The sequence below is a fragment of the Rickettsia endosymbiont of Urophora cardui genome (genome assembly GCF_964030725.1).
Taxonomy (GTDB): Bacteria; Pseudomonadota; Alphaproteobacteria; order Rickettsiales; family Rickettsiaceae; genus Rickettsia.
This window is the reverse complement of the sequence record NZ_CAXIPY010000001.1, coordinates 142962-164037: the sequence shown is the minus strand read 5'-3', so window position 1 is coordinate 164037 and position 21076 is coordinate 142962. Positions and strand designations below refer to the sequence as shown.

Sequence of the window (21076 nt, the reverse complement as noted above, 5' to 3'; positions counted from 1 at the left end):
GAGCATCATTTACTTCTAATATAGGCTCAACAAAAATTTACACAATCATTGCAAAAGACTCAATTTTTATTAAAAAAAGTGGCGAGTGTATCAATCTATAATTTGTATTATATATCAAATAATTTACTTTAAATTGTAGAAATATCGCTTTTAAGCTGATAAAAGCACTAAATATTTAACTTTAAATATAAATTTTTACTTTAGTCAGAAAAATTAGAATTTTTGTCAAAACTTTAGTCAAAAGCTTATTTATGCAACAAAGCCATTAACAATACCCTGTTTCAGATATTTTAAGAAGATCATATAAATCGAGAGCTGTTTTCTCTACTTGTTTATCATTTATTAATAGAATAATCTTAATTTCCGATATTTGTACCATTTGAACATTGATATTATCTTTTGCTAATTTTGATAATATCATTTCAAGCAATTTCAAATCATTTTTAATCCCATGACCAATAATTGAAACTGTAGCAATTTCAGTATCAAAGGTAAAATTACTTATTTGATTATTATTTTTCAAATTAGTAAGTAGTATATGTAAACTATTTTTATCTGTTAAATTAGTAATAAAACTATATCTTTTGTTAGGCTCTATTTCTTGCATCACCTCAATATGATTATTATTTTGTGCAATGATACTAGCAACTTGAATAAAGTTTAACGAAGAGCTTTCTATAGTTATATATAATAAATTTTTATTAGAAGTAATACCGCTAATTATTCTCTTTTCCATAATTTTATCTTTTGAAGTGATTAACGTGCAACCTGCTTCAGGTGCAAAAGTTGAAAGAATACGCATATCTATTTGATATCGCATTACTATCTCTGCTGCCCTTGGATGTAGTACTTTTGCTCCACTTAATGCTAACTCTAGCATTTCTGAAAAGTCTATCTCGTCTATCTTTTTTGCTTTTGGAATAATTCTTGGATCAGCAGCAAATACACCCTCTACATCCGTATAAATATCGCACCTATCTGCTTTCATAGCTGCAGCAATTAAAGCAGCGGTAGTATCAGAACCACCTCTACCTAATGTAGCTAATCTATTATGTTTATTGATTCCTTGAAAACCAGCAATTATAGGAATAATATTTTGTTGTAAACATTCGTTCAATAAGTTTGTGTCAACTGATTCTACTAAAGCTTTACTGTGATTATCATCAGTCAAAATTGGTAATTGCCACGCCAAAAATGATCTGGCATTTATATTTTCTTCTTGAAGAGCAAGTGCAAGCAATGAAGCCGTAACTATCTCGCCACTAGAAAGTGCTACATCATATTCTGCAAGTTGAGATGATTTATTAAGACTTGATACTTCATTACATAATGTAACAAGTTGATTAGTGACCCCTGCCATAGCAGAAACTACTATAATTACTTGATTATTTTTAGCTATTTCAGCTTTTATAATAGGGATGATTTTTTTTATTCTGTCAATAGTTGCAACGGAAGTGCCACCAAATTTTTGAATTATTAAGGCCATATATAGAAGCCTATTACTGCTGTTTTTGTGGGGTATTAATATTGTTTAGTTTTTTCGTCATTGCGAGGAGACGCATAGCTAAAGGTACGGCAGTCTAGTTAACTATAATGTCATTCTCGCTTAAGATTTACTTGCATGGATCAGTTTTTCCGTCATTGCGAGAAAATTACGAAGTAATTGACGAAGCAATCCATTTAAAAAATGCTAATTTATAGCATTTTTAACTGGATCCCGTGAAAAATCACGGGATGACAGAGAAAAAAGATCTACGCAAGCAATGCAATGACGATTACACAGGCAATCCCACAAATCCTTAATTATGCACTAGCGATTTCTGTAACGTTTACTATTTTATGATCACGCTTAGTTAAAAACTCTACTCTTCCTGATGTTAAAGCAAAAATAGTATGATCCTTACCAATCCCAACATTTACTCCAGGATGGATTTTTGTACCACGTTATCTAACTATAATATTGCCAGGTATTACATATTGTCCATCAGCTTTTTTAACGCCAAGTCTTCGACCGGCTGAATCTCTTCCGTTCCTAGAACTACCACCAGCTTTTTTGGTTGCCATCTTATGATTCCTTTATTAATCTCTCAGGGTTTAATTCCCCGAAGCTCTGCTTCGTGATATCATAAGAAACAACTAAAACTTTTTTAGATACCTCGTAGCTCTGCTGCGAGGAGCATCATTTAACTTTTACAAAAAGTCTATTATTGTTTTGTAATATCTAATATTTTCAGCTCTGTCAATTCTTGACGATGACCGGCTTTACGACGATAATTTTTTCTACGTTTTTTCTTAAAAACTATAATTTTATTATCTCTAAGCTGGTTAGTAATTTCAGCTGTAACAACAGCTCCTTTTACTAATGGAGTACCGATAAAAGAAGGCTTTGAATACTCACCCATCATTAAAACCTGATTAAGCTGAATTTTAGAGCCAAGCTCACCTTCAATTTTTTCGACTTTAATAACGCTGTTTTGATCTACTTTATATTGTTTTCCACCTGCTTTTATAACTGCGAACATGAAAAATATCTCTTTAAAAATTTATAAATATTTGTCGTATCATATTATTATATTGGCAATTAGTCAATGATAATTTAAAGCTGTATACTCGTTTTATTTGAAAAATTTGACTAACGAATATTAGAATTACCCTCAACGAACAATGATGCTCCTCGCAGCAGAGCTACGAGGTATCTAAAAAAGTTTTAGTTGTTTCTTATGATATCACGAAGCAGAGCTTCGGGGAATTAAACCCTGAGAGATTAAAATTACCTATAAAAAAGAAGTAACTATGGACAGTAAAATCGAATAAAAATTTATTTTTAAATATTTAAATATTATTCGAGAATTACTGATGACATGTACAAATAACCAAGTAGGTATTTTAATGCAAAAGATCAAAAAATATAATCAGATAATTTCTGCTGCAAAAGCAGGTATGTATAATGGACTAAAAAAATTGGACAAAAAAATGAAGGAGTGTGTTTCCGCAATAAGTTAGAATAAATAGCAATAAACTTAAGAGGAAAGATGAAGAAAAATAAAGTAAAAATTTTCAGTGCTTCAGAAAAAACGGGGATAGTATTAGAATTAATAAAAGAGGAGTCGACACTTGGTCAGTTAGCTTCAAAATATGCAATAAGTGTTAAAACAATTCAAAATTGGAAAAAACAGTTTTTAGGTAATGCGGCATTAGCTTTTGAACCAGCTAAAGTTTTGAGTGAATATCAAGAACAAATAAATCATTTACAAGAGCAAAATGATGAGCTTGCTAAAGCTCTTGGTAGAATCACAGTTGAGAGGGACTGGGCCGTGGGAAAGCTCAAAAGCTTGGATTTATCAAATAAAAAGAGTCTTGTACACTCCAAGCTAAATCAACTCTCAAAATCAAGACAGTGTGAACTATTAAAGATTAGTCGATCTACAGCCTACTATAAATCCAAGGAGATGAGTATAAATAAATTAAGTATTTTAAATAGAATAGATGAAATATATACAGATAATCCTGAATTTGGTTATCGCTATATTCATCAACAGTTACTAGAAGATGGTTTTATTGTCGGTAAAGATCGAGTACTGAAATATATGAGGATGATGGGTATAGAAGCTATTTACCCACATAAGAAAAAATCTACTTCTCGAAACGATAGTGAGCATAAGATCTATAGCTACTTACTTGATCAATATTGGACTAAATCTGGCTCAACAAAGCAAGTGTATGTGCCTAATGTGAATGAGGTTTGGAGTGGTGACATTACTTACATTAGAACTAATGGTGGCTTTATGTATATGGCAGCTATTATAGATTGGCATAGCAAGGCCATATTGAGCTATAAACTGTCAAATTCTATGGATGCATCTCTTGTAACTGATGTCTTGAAACAAGCTCTCAGTAAGTATAACGCTCCACAGATATTTAATAGTGATCAAGGTAGCCAATATACCAGTTATGACCACATAAATATTCTCAAGGAGCATGATATCCAAATTTCAATGAATGGCCAAGGTAGAAGTATTGATAATATAGTAATAGAAAGGTTTTTTAGAACTTTAAAATATAATTGTATCTTTATTAATGATTTTAACAATGTTAAAGAGTTAAAAGAGGGGATTGATCATTATCTGAATAAATATAATTATCACAGATTTCATTCAAGTATTGGTTATAAAAAGCCTATGAATGTATATCTGAATTATATGCAAAATTATCAGCAAATTGCTGCCTGATAATCGAAAAATTAGGAAAACATACTACTCATTTTTTTGTCTTGATTTTTCAGTCCACTATCATGAGTGTAAAAACGGCACGTAAGTATTTACGTATTAATAAGTATCCAAGCGAATTACGCACAATACGTAAATATAGGACACGTAAGGATCCATTTGTGAAGCACTGGGATGAAATAGAATCAATGCTAGAATCAGCACCGGAGTTGCAAGCAACTACCATATTAGCATATTTGACAGAAAAGTATCATGGGAATTATAATGGGAAGCAATTACGCTGTTTGCAGAAAAGGTTGAAACAATGGAGAGCTACACATGGTAAGGATAAGACAGTAATCTTTTTACAAAATATTCTTCCTGGCAAACAGAGTCAGTCTGATTGGACCAATATGAATCAATTGGGTATTTGTATTGGTGGGCAACCATATCCTCACTTACTATTTCATTTTATGTTGCGTTATTCATGTTGGGAAACTTTTAGCATATGCCATAGTGAAAGTTTTGATACATTAGCATCAGGGTTTGAAAAAGCTGTATGGGAGTTAGGTGGAGTTTTACCAGAGCATCGTACAGATAATTTAAGTGCAGCTACCAAGCAATGTGGTAATAGTAGACAATTTACAGAAAGATGGCAAGAATTGCTTGGTTATTACAATGTTGCACCATCGCGAAATAATCCAGGCGTCAGTCATGAAAATGGTTCTGTTGAAAAAAGTCATGATACATTTAAGCAAGCAGTGAATCAACATCTGCTATTACGTGGATCACGTAATTTTGTTGATTTAAAAGCTTATGAATTATTCCTTACACAAATTAAAGAAAAGCGAAATAGCTGTAGAAAAGAAAAATTAGCTGAAGAATTAGTTCATTTAAAAGAGTTACCAATCAGGAAATGGAATGCACCTACAATATTATCAGTACGTGTTAATCCAAGCAGTACAGTTAGTATTTTATCTGTAGCTTATTCTGTGCCTAGTCGCTTAATAGGTGGAAAGTTCTATAATTAATTAAGCCAGATATAATCAATTTTTAATCTCTCAGGGTTTAATTCCCCGAAGCTCTGCTTCGTGATATCATAAGAAACAACTAAAACTTGGAAAGTTCTATAATTAATTAAGCCAGATATAATCAATTTTTAATCTCTCAGGGTTTAATTCCCCGAAGCTCTGCTTCGTGATATCATAAGAAACAACTAAAACTTTTTTAGATACCTCGTAGCTCTGCTGCGAGGAGCATCATTTAAATATAGATATATCATGGCTCATTTAACGATAGATGAAAGATTTAAAATATACGAAATGAATAAGAGTGGTTATAGCTCGCGATATATAGGGACAAAGATTGGCCGTGATAAAAGCACTATATGTTATGAACTCAAGAGAATGAGGCATAATTATAGACCAGATAGGGCTAACACACTTGCTTGCAGTTTAAGGCAAGGTAAGAGAAAAAGAAAATTAGATATTGATAATAATTTACGAGCAGAAATAATAAAGCAGTTAACACAGGGTATTTCACCAGATATAATTTCAGGTAGACGTAAACTATCACGAGATACTGTCAATATTTCTACAGAGAGTATATACCAGTTTATTTATACATCTCCTATAGCACAAAGGCAAAAATTATATTTATCTTTAGCAAGAAAAAGGAAAAATAGGTTGCATCATGGTACAAGAATCAGAAACAAAAGAATTACAATACCAAATCGAGTTTCCATTACTGAAAGACCAGAGATAAATAGAAAGATAGCAGCAATAGGTCATTTAGAAGGTGATTTAACTTTTAACAAAGGTAATCAAAGTCGTAATATAGGCGCTCTTGTGGATATCAGAACACAAAAAGTGTTTCTCACTTTAAACCGTTCAAAAAGAACACAAGATGTGATTGGTAACATGAATAAAAAACTTAAACAATTGTCGCATATAATCAAAAGCATAACGTTAGATAATGGCAAAGAATTTACCAATCATGAACAACTATTGCCAAAATCTGAACGAAAAGTATATTTTTGCAATCCTTATTCTCCATGGCAAAAACCATTGATAGAGAAGATTAACTCAATGGTGCACAGAGTATACTCTAAATCTTTAGATATAAAAAAATTAACAATAAAGCAATTACAAGAAATTGAGGATTTTTTAAATAATTTACCAAGAAAAGTGCTCGGTTATAAAACACCCAATGAGGTATGGGAAGAAAATATAAATCTGGCTTAATTAATACTGGAATTTACCCTCTACAAATCTTATTTATGCAACAAAGCCCTGCTGCGTAATGCGTAAGGTGAGTAATTTATCACTTTTTTAATTATAGCATAAGTTTTGGTTTGTTGGATACCTGATTTTGTTAATTATTACTTGCTTTGCATTACAAATTTTTATTTAATTATTGTAATATATGTCGAGTGGTTTTGACATAGTCTTAATTTTATTAGTACTAAAAAATGAAATTTTATCAAACAGTAAGTTATTATAAGATAGGGTTACGAATTATAATATTGGTATTTTTATCAATATTACACGTTGATACACTAGTAATGGCTTCAGATCATGACGATGGTTATGTGACAGTAACAAGCAAAAAGAGCAAAAGAAAACAGGGAACACTAGATCAAAAAGTAGCAAAGTCACAAGTAAGCGTTGATGTTCAAATACAAGCGATGCAGGCTCAAAATAAAGTTCAAGCAGATGCAGTAGCTGAACAGCAAAAACTACAAGCAGAACGTGAAGCTAATGAAAGAGCTGAACAGCAAAAACTGCAAGCAGAATGTGAAGCTAATGAAAGAGCTGAACAGCAAAAACTGCAAGCAGAACGTGAAGCTAATGAAAGAGCTGAACAGCAAAAACTGCAAGCAGAACGTGAAGCTAATGAAAGAGCTGAACAGCAAAAACTGCAAGCAGAACGTGAAGCTAATGAAAGAGCTGAACAGCAAAAACTACAAGCAGAACGTGAAGCTAATGAAAGAGCTGAACAGCAAAAACTGCAAGCAGAACGTGAAGCTAATGAAAGAGCTGAACAGCAAAAACTGCAAGCAGAACGTGAAGCTAATGAAAGAGCTGAACAGCAAAAACTGCAAGCAGAACGTGAAGCTAATGAAAGAGCTGAACAGCAAAAACTGCAAGCAGAGTATCAGCAATGTCAAACTAACTCAATAAGAGTAGACGAGGAATATGTTAAAAAACCTGAGTCACAACAATTAGCTGAGGCAATCAATAATATGATCGTTGGACATACGGAAAATGCTTTTGTATCGGCAGCGCAAAAAGAAGTGATCCGAGAAAAATCTACACTTGTTATAAAAAATCCTGAAAAATATGCGGTAGAACTGGCTCAAGAATTAGTAAAGAATAAAGCTGAACTAAAAGAAGTGATTAAAATAGCTAATTATGATGCTTTTGTAGTGGGTAAAACACAACAAGAGCAAGCTTTATTATTTGCAACAAATTTAGCTCAGGTTGCACCTGATAATATAAAAAAAGTAGTAGAGCATTTAACCGAGCAAGGAACAAGAGCGGTTAATGTAGCAAATATGATGTATAAAGTAGTCACTTCTAACATTAATAATCACCTATCAGGTGGTACTATGGTAGCAGTTGCAGCGGGTGATCAAGAAAGCCCTATAGTTACTAAAAAAGGATTATGGGTTATCGGTACTTTTGGTTCAAGTAATCAAGATGCACATCAAGGTAATCCTAGCTATAAAGGCACTGTATCCGGCGGTATTATCGGTGGTGATATTTATATCGGGGAAAATAGTCTTGTCGGTATTGCATATAGCCGTATGAACGCTGACTTTAGGTTTAAAGATCCAAGCACTGGTGATAAACTGTCGGCAGAAAGCGATATTATTTCTCTATACGGCCAACAACAATTTAGTATCGGTCTTATATTACAAGAAATATTTTCAGCAAGTAACAGTAAAATTAACACCAAGAATTTAAGACAAGTTGGACCTAATAGGTATAAGACTGCTAGCAGTAAATATACAAGCAAAGCTTACGGTTTTGAGGGTAATATCGGTTATCAATTCTCTGTCATGGACGGTATAAATTTAATGCCTAATATTGGTATTAGATATAATACGTATAAAGATACTTCTTATATCGAAACCGGTACAGGCGTGAATAATATGTATATCGCAGGTACGTCGGGTAACTTAACTACCGGTATTCTAGGTATAAAAATAACTACTCCTAAGAGAGTATCAAACGATGCTCAAATAGTACCGGGATTACATGCTTCCATAGAAAATAGTTTGAGCAATAAGCAACCTAAGGTGAAAGCTAGATTTATTTGGGCAGATAATTACTTTGAGAAGACTACAAGCAATAGCACACCAAAAGTCAGCTATACTGTAGGTGCAAATTTACTTGCATCTTATAAGAATATTGAGCTACTTGCAACGTATCACTGTAATTTACGTAACAAATATACTAGTCATCAAGGTTCATTAAAGTTAAAGATATTGTTCTAATAATGTAAATCTTTAGACCTGAAGTTTTGACAAAACTTCAGTTAGACGGGTTATTGAAAAAATGGCTAGGTTGGCGTCGGTTACAATTGAAAATTCAAGGACTAAGGAGAACAAAACCTGGCTCTGTTTCATCAATTGTGTAAATTTCGTGAGCCATTAAATCCTACCATCAAATTTGATCATAAAATGAGCCATAGCTTCATTCCAGTTGGGGATAGGCATAGACCATTTTTTGGTAATATAATCAATTGTCAGATATAAAACCTTAAATACTGCGTCATCATTTGGAAAGATACGTTTATTCTTAGTAACTTTTCTCAATTGGCTATTCAGCGATTCTATCGCATTTGTAGTGTAAATAATCTTACGAATCTCCTTTGGATATTGCAAGAAAATTATCAAATTATCCCAATTATTATACCAAGATTTAGCTATATAGTCCGTCCGCCAAAACTCTACAAGCCTTATAGATAATATGGTTTTAAGACAAGAAGTAATACAACAATCCGTAAGAAAATGATAAAATATGGTCATAAACCTTATGGATTTCAGTCAATGCCAATAGACAACATTATCAAATCGCAAGAACAAGGGAAACTGTTTGGTTATAAATTAAAAGAAGAATTAAACCCAAATAATAAGCTATATAAATTAAGAGAATTAATAAATTGGTCTAGGCTCGAAGAGTGGTTATCAAAAAATGTTTGTATTAAGAAATTTGGTAGAAATAGAAAATGTCATAGAGTGATGCTTGGCATAACGATGCTACAAGCAATGTATAATTTTTCAGATTCATTATCAGAGGAAGAGCTAAAAGAGAATATGTATTGGCAGTATTTCTGCGGGTGGGAATATATAGAAAAAGACATAGCTATCTCGGAAACTAGTATACGACGGTTTCGTAGTGTATTAGGTGAAGCTGGATATAATGAGATATTATCGGAGTTGATCAGGGTTGGGATAAAAACTAACACAATTAAAAAAAAAGATTTGGAATTAATCATCGCTGATACGACTGTACAAATTAAGAATATCAAACACCCACACGATGTTTATTTAATGGATAAAGCTAGGCTTAGCATAGTAAAGCTTTGCAACAGTTTGGGTATACATTTGAATGAAACATACGCTAGAACCTATAAACGCGATATAGTAAAGCTATGGAAATATAAAGAACATAGTAAAGCCAAGAAGCGTTGGAAAATAATGAAGCATTTAAAAATATTACTGGGTCGTTTGATTAGAGTATGTGAGCGTGAGATCAAAAATAAGCAATTAAACTTGTCTCTCAAAAATCAAGAAGTATTGCAAAAAATAAAACAAATACATAACCAATCTGTTTTAAAAAGAGAAGCTAAAAAGCAATATAAAGAAGATAACAAAGTATTATATAGTTTTCATGCCCCTGAAGTAGAGTGTATAGGAAAGGGAAAACGCAACAAGCCATATGAGTTTGGCAATAAAGTAGCGGTAGTAGTAAGTGGTCGTAGAAATTTTGTTTTATCCGCAAAATCGTTTCATAATAATCCTTATGATGGTCATACATTGCATCAGAGCTTTGAAGCAGTAGAGAGTGTCACTGGAATCAAGATAAAGAAATCATTTGTTGATCTTGGGTATAGTGGTAGCAATGTAAAGGAGAAGAGTAAGGTATATACCCCAAAAACGCGGAAGAAGTTGTTACAAGAGGACAAGTCTATGATCAAGAGACGCAGTGCCATAGAACCAATAATAGGTCACTTAAAGCAATATGGTCGGATGGGTAGAAACTTCTTGAAAGGTATGATAGGAGATATTATCAATCCAATAATCTCTGCTATTGGTTTGAATTTACGATGCATTGCAAATCATTTACAAATCGTGTCTAACTCCACATAAATCAAAAATATCATCATGCAAAAACTAGATGAACGATAAAAAATCGTTAACAATAGCTCCATATCAAAATTAGACCAACACAGAAATGTATCAGTAAAAATTAACATAACTTATTAATTTTTATTGAAAATCTTAGCAATTTGTTGTCAAAACTCTATCCCATTACAAATGATCAGGATTTGAAGTGTTTTTGGCGGATAGACTATATACGGATATTGCTTACTCCATTTTTGATCAAATGACTCAAGAGCTAATTCTGCTTCTTTTTCAGTAGCAGAAGTATAGATTAGTTTCAAATCCGCGAGTCTTTTGCAATGATTGTGTAAATTTTTGTTGAGCCTATATTAGAAGTAATTAAAAATATAGGTAACAGAAATGCAAATAGAGAAGAATAAAAAAATAAATGAAGCAATAGATTTGCTGATAAAAGGCGGAGTAGATTTAAAAACAGTACTAAGTCAGAATGGATTAATCTCTCAGGGTTTAATTCCCCGAAGCTCTGCTTCGTGATATCATAAGAAACAACTAAAACTTTTTTAGATACCTCGTAGCTCTGCTGCGAGGAGCATCATTTAAGGAATTAACCAAGGGTATTTTAGAGCGAGCACTGCATGCTGAGATGTCAGAACATTTAGGTTATAGCAAGTATGATAGAGCTGAAACTGAGAATGCGAGGAATGGTAGTTTTAGTAAGAATCTGATTAGTGAGAATGGTACTATAGAGCTAAATGTTCCAAGAGACAGACAAGGTAAATTTGAACCTATAATAGTCTCAAAGAAACAAACAAGAATAGATGGCTTAGACCAAAAGATAATATCCTTATATGCGAAGGGTATGAGTGTGTCTGATATTAAAACACAATTGCAAGAATTATATGGAGCTGAGATCAGTGAGAGCCTAATCAGCAGGATTACAGATGAAGTAATAGATGAGGTCAAGATTTGGCAGAGTAGACCGCTTGAATCAGTATACCCTATAGTATATTTTGACTGTTTAGTAGTGAAAGTAAGACAAGATAAACTTATTATTAATAAATCAGTATATGTAGCTTTAGGAATAGATTTATCTGGCAGAAAGGATATTTTAGGCTTATGGATAAGTGAGAATGAAGGAGCTAAATTTTGGCTTGGTAATTTTACTGAGATGAAAAATAGAGGAGTAAAAGATATCTTAATTGCTTGTAGTGATAATCTAACTGGTATGTCTGATGCTATTGCATCAGTATACCCGAAAACTGAACATCAAATTTGTATTGTCCATCAGATCAGGAATAGCCTCAAATATGTATCATATAAAGATAGAAAGCAATTAGCAGCGGATTTGAAACTAATCTATACTTCTGCTACTGAAAAAGAAGCAGAATTAGCTCTTGAGTCATTTGATCAAAAATGGAGTAAGCAATATCCGCATATAGCTAAATCTTGGTATAATAATTGGGATAATTTGATAATTTTCTTGCAATATCCAAAGGAGATTCGTAAGATTATTTACACTACAAATGCGATAGAATCGCTGAATAGCCAATTGAGAAAAGTTACTAAGAATAAACGCATCTTTCCAAATGATGACGCAGTATTTAAGGTTTTATATCTGACAATTGATTATATTACCAAAAAATGGTCTATGCCTATCCCCAAATTGGAATGAAGCTATGGCTCATTTTATGATCAAATTTGATGGTAGAATTTTGACTAACGAATATTAGAATTACCCTCAACGAACATTAAAATTACCTATAAAAAAGAAGTAACTATGGACAGTAAAATCGAATAAAAATTTATTTTTAAATATTTAAATATTATTCGAGAATTACTGATGACATGTACAAATAACCAAGTAGGTATTTTAATGCAAAAGATCAAAAAATATAATCAGATAATTTCTGCTGCAAAAGCAGGTATGAGTGTAAAAACGGCACGTAAGTATTTACGTATTAATAAGTATCCAAGCGAATTACGCACAATACGTAAATATAGGACACGTAAGGATCCATTTGTGAAGCACTGGGATGAAATAGAATCAATGCTAGAATCAGCACCGGAGTTGCAAGCAACTACCATATTAGCATATTTGACAGAAAAGTATCATGGGAATTATAATGGGAAGCAATTACGCTGTTTGCAGAAAAGGTTGATAGTGGACTAATGGTATGGACCTCCTGATATAGAGAATGAAAAGCAGTTGCTAATCTTCTAGGGTTAATATTTAACATATTAAAACAACAATTAAGGAGGTCCATATGGAGGTTACTACAATTGGTATAGATATTGCAAAAAGAATTTTTCAAATTCATGGTGTAGATAAAAATGGCAAGACAGTATTAAAGAAAAAATTGATGAGAGATCAGGTTTTGACATTTATGGCTAATTTACCACAATGTTTAGTAGGGATGGAAGCTTGTGGTGGTTCTAGTTATTGGGCAAGAGAAATAACTAAATTAGGGCATGAAGTAAAACTAATGGCACCGCAATTTGTCAAACCATATGTTAAAACTAATAAAAATGATCAAGCAGATGCTGAAGCGATATGTGAAGCCGTGACAAGACCTAATATGAGATTTGTTGCAATTAAAACTATAGAGCAACAAGAAATTTTATCAATACATAGGGTAAGAGAGAGATTGGTAAAAAATCGTACAGCACTTGCTAATGAAATTAGGGGGCTACTACATGAGTTTGGTTTTATTGTTCCTCAAGGCATTAATAAGGTTATCACAAAATTAATTGAGATTTTAGATGCAGGGAAATTAAGCCAGTTAAGTTATCAAACATTTAGTGAACTAAAAGAAGAATTCTTAGATAATAACAGAAAAATAAAAGAGATAGAAAAACGATTAACAATGATAGCAAGTAACCTAACTCAATATCAACGATTAAGAGCTATACCTGGTCTTGGTTTAATTACTGCTACTGCTTTAATAGCATCAATAGGTAATGCTACAAGTTTTGAGAATGGCAGGCAATTATCGGCATGGCTAGGATTAGTGCCAAGACAACATTCAAGTGGTGGGAAGGATAAGCTGCTGGGAATTAGCAAGCGAGGTGATGTATACTTACGCACTTTATTAATTCAAGGGGCTAGAGCTGTACTAAATGCCAAGATAAGATTTACATCGGAAGAACAGAAATCTAAAAAAGATTTTAGCCAATTTACGAAATGGATGTTTAATTTATCTGAGCGAAGTAGCCATAATAAAACGACAGTTGCCATAGCTAATAAGTTGGCAAGAGTGGTGTTTGCTGTACTAAGATCAGGAGATGATTATGTAGAGAGTAAAGTTTGTAGCTAAAGAGTGTGTAGCATAGCACTTATAAGTAAAATAAATGGTGATTTATATAATGAATAGGTAAAAGCAAAACAATATGTAAGAGATTCCAACCCGAAATATGCTTGAGATAATTAATATTGATGGTAAATAAGACAAACCTTAGCTTACAAAAAAACTGCGTTTTTCAGTGGCTCTTTTAGAAGCCGATGGACTGATAAGTATATAGTTTGTAAGCCAGCGAATTCCATCAGGGCTGTAGAATAAATTAGGTTGATTTATCAGCTATAAGCCGGATACATGACTGCATTTGTTTGTTTTTATTATTGATGTTATTTTTTTCTTGCATTCTACAGGAGGTCCATACATGAAAAATCAAGACAAAAAAATGAGTAGAGTCTTTTGCAATGATTGTGTAAATTTTTGTTGAGCCTATATTAGAAGTAATTAAAAATATAGGTAACAGAAATGCAAATAGAGAAGAATAAAAAAATAAATGAAGCAATAGATTTGCTGATAGAAGGTGGAGTAGATTTAAAAACAGTACTAAGTCAGAATGGATTAATTAAGGAATTAACCAAGGGTATTTTAGAGCGAGCACTGCATGCTGAGATGTCAGAACATTTAGGTTATAGCAAGTATGATAGAGCTGAAACTGAGAATGCGAGGAATGGTAGTTTTAGTAAGAATCTGATTAGTGAGAATGGTACTATAGAGCTAAATGTTCCAAGAGACAGACAAGGTAAATTTGAACCTATAATAGTCTCAAAGAAACAAACAAGAATAGATGGCTTAGACCAAAAGATAATATCCTTATATGCGAAGGGTATGAGTGTGTCTGATATTAAAACACAATTGCAAGAATTATATGGAGCTGAGATCAGTGAGAGCCTAATCAGCAGGATTACAGATGAAGTAATAGATGAGGTCAAGATTTGGCAGAGTAGACCTCTTGAATCAGTATACCCTATAGTATATTTTGACTGTTTAGTAGTGAAAGTAAGACAAGATAAACTTATTATTAATAAATCAGTATATGTAGCTTTAGGAATAGATTTATCTGGCAGAAAGGATATTTTAGGCTTATGGATAAGTGAGAATGAAGGGAAGTTCTATAATTAAATGATGCTCCTCGCAGCAGAGCTACGAGGAGCATCATTTAAATATAGATATATCATGGCTCATTTAACGATAGATGAAAGATTTAAAATATACGAAATGAATAAGAGTGGTTATAGCTCGCGATATATAGGGACAAAGATTGGCCGTGATAAAAGCACTATATGTTATGAACTCAAGAGAATGAGGCATAATTATAGACCAGATAGGGCTAACACACTTGCTTGCAGTTTAAGGCAAGGTAAGAGAAAAAGAAAATTAGATATTGATAATAATTTACGAGCAGAAATAATAAAGCAGTTAACACAGGGTATTTCACCAGATATAATTTCAGGTAGACGTAAACTATCACGAGATACTGTCAATATTTCTACAGAGAGTATATACCAGTTTATTTATACATCTCCTATAGCACAAAGGCAAAAATTATATTTATCTTTAGCAAGAAAAAGGAAAAATAGGTTGCATCATGGTACAAGAATCAGAAACAAAAGAATTACAATACCAAATCGAGTTTCCATTACTGAAAGACCAGAGATAAATAGAAAGATAGCAGCAATAGGTCATTTAGAAGGTGATTTAACTTTTAACAAAGGTAATCAAAGTCGTAATATAGGCGCTCTTGTGGATATCAGAACACAAAAAGTGTTTCTCACTTTAAACCGTTCAAAAAGAACACAAGATGTGATTGGTAACATGAATAAAAAACTTAAACAATTGTCGCATATAATCAAAAGCATAACGTTAGATAATGGCAAAGAATTTACCAATCATGAACAACTATTGCCAAAATCTGAACGAAAAGTATATTTTTGCAATCCTTATTCTCCATGGCAAAAACCATTGATAGAGAAGATTAACTCAATGGTGCACAGAGTATACTCTAAATCTTTAGATATAAAAAAATTAACAATAAAGCAATTACAAGAAATTGAGGATTTTTTAAATAATTTACCAAGAAAAGTGCTCGGTTATAAAACACCCAATGAGGTATGGGAAGAAAATATAAATCTGGCTTAATTAATACTGGAATTTACCATTTAAATATAGATATATCATGGCTCATTTAACGATAGATGAAAGATTTAAAATATACGAAATGAATAAGAGTGGTTATAGCTCGCGATATATAGGGACAAAGATTGGCCGTGATAAAAGCACTATATCAGGAGTTTCGCACTTAGCAAAATTGTGTATTAGTTAGAAGCCATTTAATGTTGGGCTCTGTCTCATCAATTGTGTAAATTTCGTGAACCATTAAATTCTACCATCAAATTTGATCATAAAATGAGCCATAGCTTCATTCCAATTGGGGATAGGCATAGACCATTTTTTGGTAATATAATCAATTGTCAGATATAAAACTTTAAATACTGCGTCATCATTTGGAAAGATGCGTTTATTCTTAGTAACTTTTCTCAATTGGCTATTCAGCGATTCTATCGCATTTGTAGTGTAAATAATCTTACGAATCTCCTTTGGATATTGCAAGAAAATTATCAAATTATCCCAATTATTATACCAAGATTTAGCTATATGCGGATATTGCTTACTCCATTTTTGATCAAATGACTCAAGAGCTAATTCTGCTTCTTTTTCAGTAGCAGAAGTATAGATTAGTTTCAAATCCGCTGCTAATTGCTTTCTATCTTTATATGATACATATTTGAGGCTATTCCTGATCTGATGGACAATACAAATTTGATGTTCAGTTTTCGGATATACTGATGCAATAGCATCAGACATACCAGTTAGATTATCACTACAAGCAATTAAGATATCTTTTACTCCTCGATTCTTCATTTCAGTAAAATTACCAAGCCAAAATTTAGCTCCTTCATTCTCACTTATCCATAAGCCTAAAATATCCTTTCTGCCAGATAAATCTATTCCTAAAGCTACATATACTAATTTATTAATAATAAGTTTATCTTGTCTTACTTTCACTACTAAACAGTCAAAATATACTATAGGGTATACTGACTCAAGAGGTCTACTCTGCCAAATCTTGACCTCATCTATTACTTCATCTGTAATCCTGCTGATTAGGCTCTCACTGATCTCAGCTCCATATAATTCTTGCAATTGTGTTTTAATATCAGACACACTCATACCCTTCGCATATAAGGATATTATCTTTTGGTCTAAGCCATCTATTCTTGTTTGTTTCTTTGAGACTATTATAGGTTCAAATTTACCTTGTCTGTCTCTTGGAACATTTATCTCTATAGTACCATTCTCACTAATCAGATTCTTACTAAAACTACCATTCCTCGCATTCTCAGTTTCAGCTCTATCATACTTGCTATAACCTAAATGTTCTGACATCTCAGCATGCAGTGCTCGCTCTAAAATACCCTTGGTTAACTCCTTAATTAATCCATTCTGACTTAGTACTGTTTTTAAATCTACTCCGCCTTCTATCAGCAAATCTATTGCTTCATTTATTTTTTTATTCTTCTCTATTTGCATTTCTGTTACCTATATTTTTAATTACTTCTAATATAGGCTCAACAAAAATTTACACAATCATTGCAAAAGACTCTTAAGCCAGATTTATATTTTCTTCCCATACCTCATTGGGTGTTTTATAACCGAGCACTTTTCTTGGTAAATTATTTAAAAAATCCTCAATTTCTTGTAATTGCTTTATTGTTAATTTTTTTATATCTAAAGATTTAGAGTATACTCTGTGCACCATTGAGTTAATCTTCTCTATCAATGGTTTTTGCCATGGAGAATAAGGATTGCAAAAATATACTTTTCGTTCAGATTTTGGCAATAGTTGTTCATGATTGGTAAATTCTTTGCCATTATCTAACGTTATGCTTTTGATTATATGCGACAATTGTTTAAGTTTTTTATTCATGTTACCAATCACATCTTGTGTTCTTTTTGAACGGTTTAAAGTGAGAAGCACTTTTTGTGTTCTGATATCCACAAGAGCGCCTATATTACGACTTTGATTACCTTTGTTAAAAGTTAAATCACCTTCTAAATGACCTATTGCTGCTATCTTTCTATTTATCTCTGGTCTTTCAGTAATGGAAACTCGATTTGGTATTGTAATTCTTTTGTTTCTGATTCTTGTACCATGATGCAACCTATTTTTCCTTTTTCTTGCTAAAGATAAATATAATTTTTGCCTTTGTGCTATAGGAGATGTATAAATAAACTGGTATATACTCTCTGTAGAAATATTGACAGTATCTCGTGATAGTTTACGTCTACCTGAAATTATATCTGGTGAAATACCCTGTGTTAACTGCTTTATTATTTCTGCTCGTAAATTATTATCAATATCTAATTTTCTTTTTCTCTTACCTTGCCTTAAACTGCAAGCAAGTGTGTTAGCCCTATCTGGTCTATAATTATGCCTCATTCTCTTGAGTTCATAACATATACAGGAGTTTCGCACTTAGCAAATAATATGCTAATCTAGAGAAAAATAGTTTTAGATAAAAATGACAAGATCAAAATGTAGCAAAGATTTATATAAATCATTCTTACAAGCAAGTAGTGTAAGATATACTAGCAAAGCATTATCTGAAGTAAGTCCATTAGATCTATCGCACGATAGTGCAAGTCGATGGTTAAAGAGTAAGGATTTTCGCCCTAGCGAAATCTATAGCAAAGTGTCAAAATATATTGATCTGGAAGATCCTTGTTTATTAGTGGGAGATGACACCTTATTGTCAAAGCAATACAGTAAGAGGATCGAGCTTGTAAATTATCAATATTCTGGGGCTGTACATGATGTTATACCTGGTATAGGAATGGTAAACTTACTGCATTACAATACTCAAATTGATCAATCTACTCCTGTAGATTATAGAATATATGATAAAGAAACTGATGGTAAAACAAAGAACGAGCATTTTTGTGATATGCTTACTTTAGCTAAAGAAAGAGGTATCAAGCCTGATGCTATAGTTATGGATGCTTGGTATAGTGGTTTGGATAATTTAAAACATATACGTAATTTAGGTTGGATATGGGTTACCAACCTAAGAAAAAATAGAAAAGTTAATCGTAATGTTAGCTTGGAAACTTTAGAGATTCCCGATGAAGGGCTAAAAATTCACCTACGTGGATACGGTTGGGTTACGGTATTTAAGTTTGTGGCAAAAAATGGTCGCATTGATTACATAACAACTAATTTAGAGAATCCTACACGTGAGCAAATAGAGAAAATTGTTAAGGCGCGTTGGTCTATAGAAGTTTATCATCGAGAATTGAAACAAACTTGTGGTATTGAATGCTGTCAGGCACGCACGGGTCGAGCTCAAAGAAATCATATTTGCCTTGCTGTATTGGCCTGGCTTGATATGAACAAAAGGAGGATAAATGAAAACATTACTTTATATCAACAAACTTGGGAAGTTATAAAGAGTCTTTTGCAATGATTGTGTAAATTTTTGTTGAGCCTATATTAGTAATTAAAAATATAGGTAACAGAAATGCAAATAGAGAAGAATAAAAAAATAAATGAAGCAATAGATTTGCTGATAGAAGGCGGAGTAGATTTAAAAACAGTACTAAGTCAGAATGGATTAATTAAGGAATTAACCAAGGGTATTTTAGAGCGAGCACTGCATGCTGAGATGTCAGAACATTTAGGTTATAGCAAGTATGATAGAGCTGAAACTGAGAATGCGAGGAATGGTAGTTTTAGTAAGAATCTGATTAGTGAGAATGGTACTATAGAGATAAATGTTCCAAGAGACAGACAAGGTAAATTTGAACCTTATTAAAACACAATTGCAAGAATTATATGGAGCTGAGATCAGTGAGAGCCTAATCAGCAGGATTACAGATGAAGTAATAGATGAGGTCAAGATTTGGCAGAGTAGACCTCTTGAATCAGTATACCCTATAGTATATTTTGACTGTTTAGTAGTGAAAGTGAGACAAGATAAACTTATTAATGATGCTCCTCGCAGCAGAGCTACGAGGTATCTAAAAAAGTTTTAGTTGTTTCTTATGATATCACGAAGCAGAGCTTCGGGGAATTAAACCCTGAGAGATTAATTTTTGGCTAGCAATCCGCAGGATGACGCTCATAAATCTGTTCTATCACGCCGTCAAGACCCATTAAGAAAGTATAAACTTTTAGTTGTGGAAATTTTTCTTTGATTATCTTACGGGCTTTATTTAAAATTTCCGTATGTGCTTCAGTTTCTTTTTCTTTAGTGCTTAAACGTTCTTCAGCTATGAGCTTTTTATATGCCCCACATTCACGATGATCAAGGAAAATGATTTGCTTGATGTTATGTAAGTCTTGCAAAATCTCTATAGTATCTTCTATAGTCTTTCCCCAATGGGTATATTTCTCATTAACAAGAGCAAGAGAAGCACCAGGAAGTGATACCTTATCAAAATCATCCTCCAAACCTAGTTGTTTTATTAACTTATCTGTTTCATCTATCAATCTAAAATCTACGCAACTTATTAGAAGAGTTGAAGCTTCATTTAGAGTTTTTAAATGTTCTTTACTTACTTCTACTTTTACAATCTCTTTGTCGGCAAGCATATTTTATGAACCTAAAAATTAAAAATATTTCTTACATGCTTTAAAGTAAGAATAACCAGTTATGATTGTTAAAAAAGCTGCAATCCATAAAATTATTTCTCCAACTAAATCAAGATAGATAATATTAGAACCTTTTGAGCCTAATACTAATATTGATAAAGCAAACATCTGTAAAAAGGTTTTAGTTTTTGCAAGTGTTGAGACAGGAACACTAACTTTAACTAATGCTAAAAATTCTCGAAGACCGCTAACTAAAAACTCTCTTGCCAATATCAATAAACAAGGAATTTCATCTACATCACTTTTCTTCAATAACATTATAATAACGCAGCCGACTAATAATTTATCCGCAATTGGGTCGAGCATTTTACCAAAACTTGTAACCAAGTTATATTTTCTTGCAATATAACCATCAAAAAAATCCGTAATACTAGCTAGCACAAATAGTAAAGCTCCAAGTATGCGGGCAAGAGGGCTATTAACATAAAATGTTAGTATAATAACTGGAATTGCAGCTATTCGGGCAATCGTCAAATAGTTAGGTAAATTTTTATCAATTTTCATCAATTATATT

The 21076-nt window shown here is 32.5% G+C and carries 17 protein-coding genes and 7 pseudogenes; 15 read left to right on the top strand and 9 right to left on the bottom strand.

The window, feature by feature from the left end:
* Nucleotides 1-265 precede the first annotated feature (265 nt).
* From AAHI98_RS00905 to rplU, 3 genes and pseudogenes are all read right to left on the bottom strand, one after another.
* A complete protein-coding gene (locus AAHI98_RS00905; protein ID WP_342224754.1) occupies nucleotides 266-1486 on the bottom strand; it encodes an aspartate kinase in 1221 nt (406 codons plus the stop codon).
* Nucleotides 1487-1803: 317 nt separating this feature from the next.
* Nucleotides 1804-2064: pseudogene (gene rpmA, locus AAHI98_RS00900) on the bottom strand (50S ribosomal protein L27).
* Between the two features lie 140 nt (nucleotides 2065-2204).
* On the bottom strand, nucleotides 2205-2522 hold the full coding sequence (gene rplU, locus AAHI98_RS00895; RefSeq protein ID WP_011478056.1) for a 50S ribosomal protein L21: 318 nt from the start codon (nucleotides 2520-2522) through the stop codon (nucleotides 2205-2207).
* A 334-nt stretch (nucleotides 2523-2856) separates the two neighbouring features.
* Here rplU and AAHI98_RS00890 point away from each other — a divergent pair, with 334 nt between their 5' ends.
* The 5 genes from AAHI98_RS00890 (at nucleotide 2857) to AAHI98_RS00870 (ending at nucleotide 8706) form a co-directional block, all read left to right on the top strand.
* A complete protein-coding gene (locus AAHI98_RS00890) occupies nucleotides 2857-3003 on the top strand; it encodes a hypothetical protein (RefSeq protein ID WP_342224753.1) in 147 nt (48 codons plus the stop codon).
* A gap of 29 nt (nucleotides 3004-3032) precedes the next feature.
* Entirely contained in the window at nucleotides 3033-4229 is a 1197-nt protein-coding gene (locus tag AAHI98_RS00885; RefSeq protein WP_342224752.1) for an IS3 family transposase, read from the top strand.
* Nucleotides 4230-4291: 62 nt separating this feature from the next.
* Entirely contained in the window at nucleotides 4292-5236 is a 945-nt protein-coding gene (gene istA / locus AAHI98_RS00880) for an IS21 family transposase (protein ID WP_342224751.1), read from the top strand.
* A 249-nt stretch (nucleotides 5237-5485) separates the two neighbouring features.
* Nucleotides 5486-6448, top strand: coding sequence for an IS30 family transposase (locus AAHI98_RS00875; RefSeq protein ID WP_342224646.1), 963 nt, complete (start codon nucleotides 5486-5488; stop codon nucleotides 6446-6448).
* Between the two features lie 227 nt (nucleotides 6449-6675).
* Nucleotides 6676-8706 carry an autotransporter outer membrane beta-barrel domain-containing protein gene (locus AAHI98_RS00870; RefSeq protein WP_342224750.1) on the top strand — a complete coding sequence of 677 codons (2031 nt, stop codon included), beginning with the start codon at nucleotides 6676-6678 and terminating at the stop codon, nucleotides 8704-8706.
* A 156-nt stretch (nucleotides 8707-8862) separates the two neighbouring features.
* On the opposite strand, the pseudogene AAHI98_RS00865 reads toward AAHI98_RS00870, so the two are convergent.
* Nucleotides 8863-9144: pseudogene (locus AAHI98_RS00865) on the bottom strand (transposase); the annotation flags it as partial.
* A gap of 78 nt (nucleotides 9145-9222) precedes the next feature.
* Between AAHI98_RS00865 and AAHI98_RS00860 the strand changes: the two are divergent.
* Entirely contained in the window at nucleotides 9223-10584 is a 1362-nt protein-coding gene (locus AAHI98_RS00860; protein WP_342224717.1) for an IS5 family transposase, read from the top strand.
* A gap of 146 nt (nucleotides 10585-10730) precedes the next feature.
* Here AAHI98_RS00860 and AAHI98_RS00855 read toward each other — a convergent pair whose 3' ends face one another.
* Complete coding sequence (locus AAHI98_RS00855) at nucleotides 10731-10880, bottom strand: hypothetical protein (RefSeq protein ID WP_342224748.1); 150 nt, start codon at nucleotides 10878-10880, stop codon at nucleotides 10731-10733.
* A gap of 79 nt (nucleotides 10881-10959) precedes the next feature.
* Here AAHI98_RS00855 and AAHI98_RS00850 point away from each other — a divergent pair, with 79 nt between their 5' ends.
* The 7 genes and pseudogenes from AAHI98_RS00850 to AAHI98_RS00820 all read left to right on the top strand — a co-directional run bounded on the left by AAHI98_RS00850 (nucleotide 10960) and on the right by AAHI98_RS00820 (nucleotide 16173).
* Nucleotides 10960-11094 carry a hypothetical protein gene (locus AAHI98_RS00850; RefSeq protein ID WP_342224747.1) on the top strand — a complete coding sequence of 45 codons (135 nt, stop codon included), beginning with the start codon at nucleotides 10960-10962 and terminating at the stop codon, nucleotides 11092-11094.
* 64 nt (nucleotides 11095-11158) lie between these two features.
* Nucleotides 11159-12290 (top strand): annotated as a pseudogene (locus AAHI98_RS00845) (IS256 family transposase); the annotation flags it as partial.
* A 110-nt stretch (nucleotides 12291-12400) separates the two neighbouring features.
* Nucleotides 12401-12730: a hypothetical protein gene (locus AAHI98_RS00840; protein ID WP_342224746.1), complete on the top strand. Its 330-nt coding sequence runs from the start codon at nucleotides 12401-12403 to the stop codon at nucleotides 12728-12730.
* Nucleotides 12731-12824: 94 nt separating this feature from the next.
* A complete protein-coding gene (locus AAHI98_RS00835; RefSeq protein ID WP_342224642.1) occupies nucleotides 12825-13874 on the top strand; it encodes an IS110 family RNA-guided transposase in 1050 nt (349 codons plus the stop codon).
* 444 nt (nucleotides 13875-14318) lie between these two features.
* Nucleotides 14319-14966, top strand: a pseudogene (locus AAHI98_RS00830) (IS256 family transposase); the annotation flags it as partial.
* A 60-nt stretch (nucleotides 14967-15026) separates the two neighbouring features.
* Nucleotides 15027-15989, top strand: a complete 963-nt coding sequence (locus tag AAHI98_RS00825) for an IS30 family transposase (protein WP_342224646.1) — start codon at nucleotides 15027-15029, stop codon at nucleotides 15987-15989.
* 37 nt (nucleotides 15990-16026) lie between these two features.
* Nucleotides 16027-16173, top strand: a complete 147-nt coding sequence (locus AAHI98_RS00820; protein ID WP_342224744.1) for a helix-turn-helix domain-containing protein — start codon at nucleotides 16027-16029, stop codon at nucleotides 16171-16173.
* 53 nt (nucleotides 16174-16226) lie between these two features.
* On the opposite strand, the gene AAHI98_RS00815 is transcribed toward AAHI98_RS00820, so the two are convergent.
* Together AAHI98_RS00815 and AAHI98_RS00810 are read right to left on the bottom strand one after the other, a co-directional pair.
* The gene (locus AAHI98_RS00815; protein WP_342224743.1) at nucleotides 16227-17441 is read right to left on the bottom strand and encodes an IS256 family transposase; all 1215 of its coding nucleotides are present in this window, start codon (nucleotides 17439-17441) and stop codon (nucleotides 16227-16229) included.
* A 73-nt stretch (nucleotides 17442-17514) separates the two neighbouring features.
* A pseudogene (locus AAHI98_RS00810) lies at nucleotides 17515-18378 on the bottom strand (IS30 family transposase); the annotation flags it as partial.
* A gap of 55 nt (nucleotides 18379-18433) precedes the next feature.
* Here AAHI98_RS00810 and AAHI98_RS00805 point away from each other — a divergent pair.
* Both AAHI98_RS00805 and AAHI98_RS18375 read left to right on the top strand, forming a co-directional pair.
* Entirely contained in the window at nucleotides 18434-19375 is a 942-nt protein-coding gene (locus AAHI98_RS00805; protein WP_342224741.1) for an IS701 family transposase, read from the top strand.
* 54 nt (nucleotides 19376-19429) lie between these two features.
* Nucleotides 19430-19895, top strand: a pseudogene (locus tag AAHI98_RS18375) (transposase); the annotation flags it as partial.
* A gap of 112 nt (nucleotides 19896-20007) precedes the next feature.
* Here the strand turns inward: AAHI98_RS18375 and AAHI98_RS00790 are convergent.
* Together AAHI98_RS00790 and pgsA are read right to left on the bottom strand one after the other, a co-directional pair.
* A pseudogene (locus AAHI98_RS00790) lies at nucleotides 20008-20505 on the bottom strand (carbonic anhydrase); the annotation flags it as partial.
* A 15-nt stretch (nucleotides 20506-20520) separates the two neighbouring features.
* Nucleotides 20521-21066 (bottom strand): CDP-diacylglycerol--glycerol-3-phosphate 3-phosphatidyltransferase, encoded by a 546-nt coding sequence (gene pgsA / locus AAHI98_RS00785; RefSeq protein ID WP_341788593.1) that lies wholly within the window; start codon nucleotides 21064-21066, stop codon nucleotides 20521-20523.
* Between the last annotated feature and the right edge of the window lie 10 nt (nucleotides 21067-21076).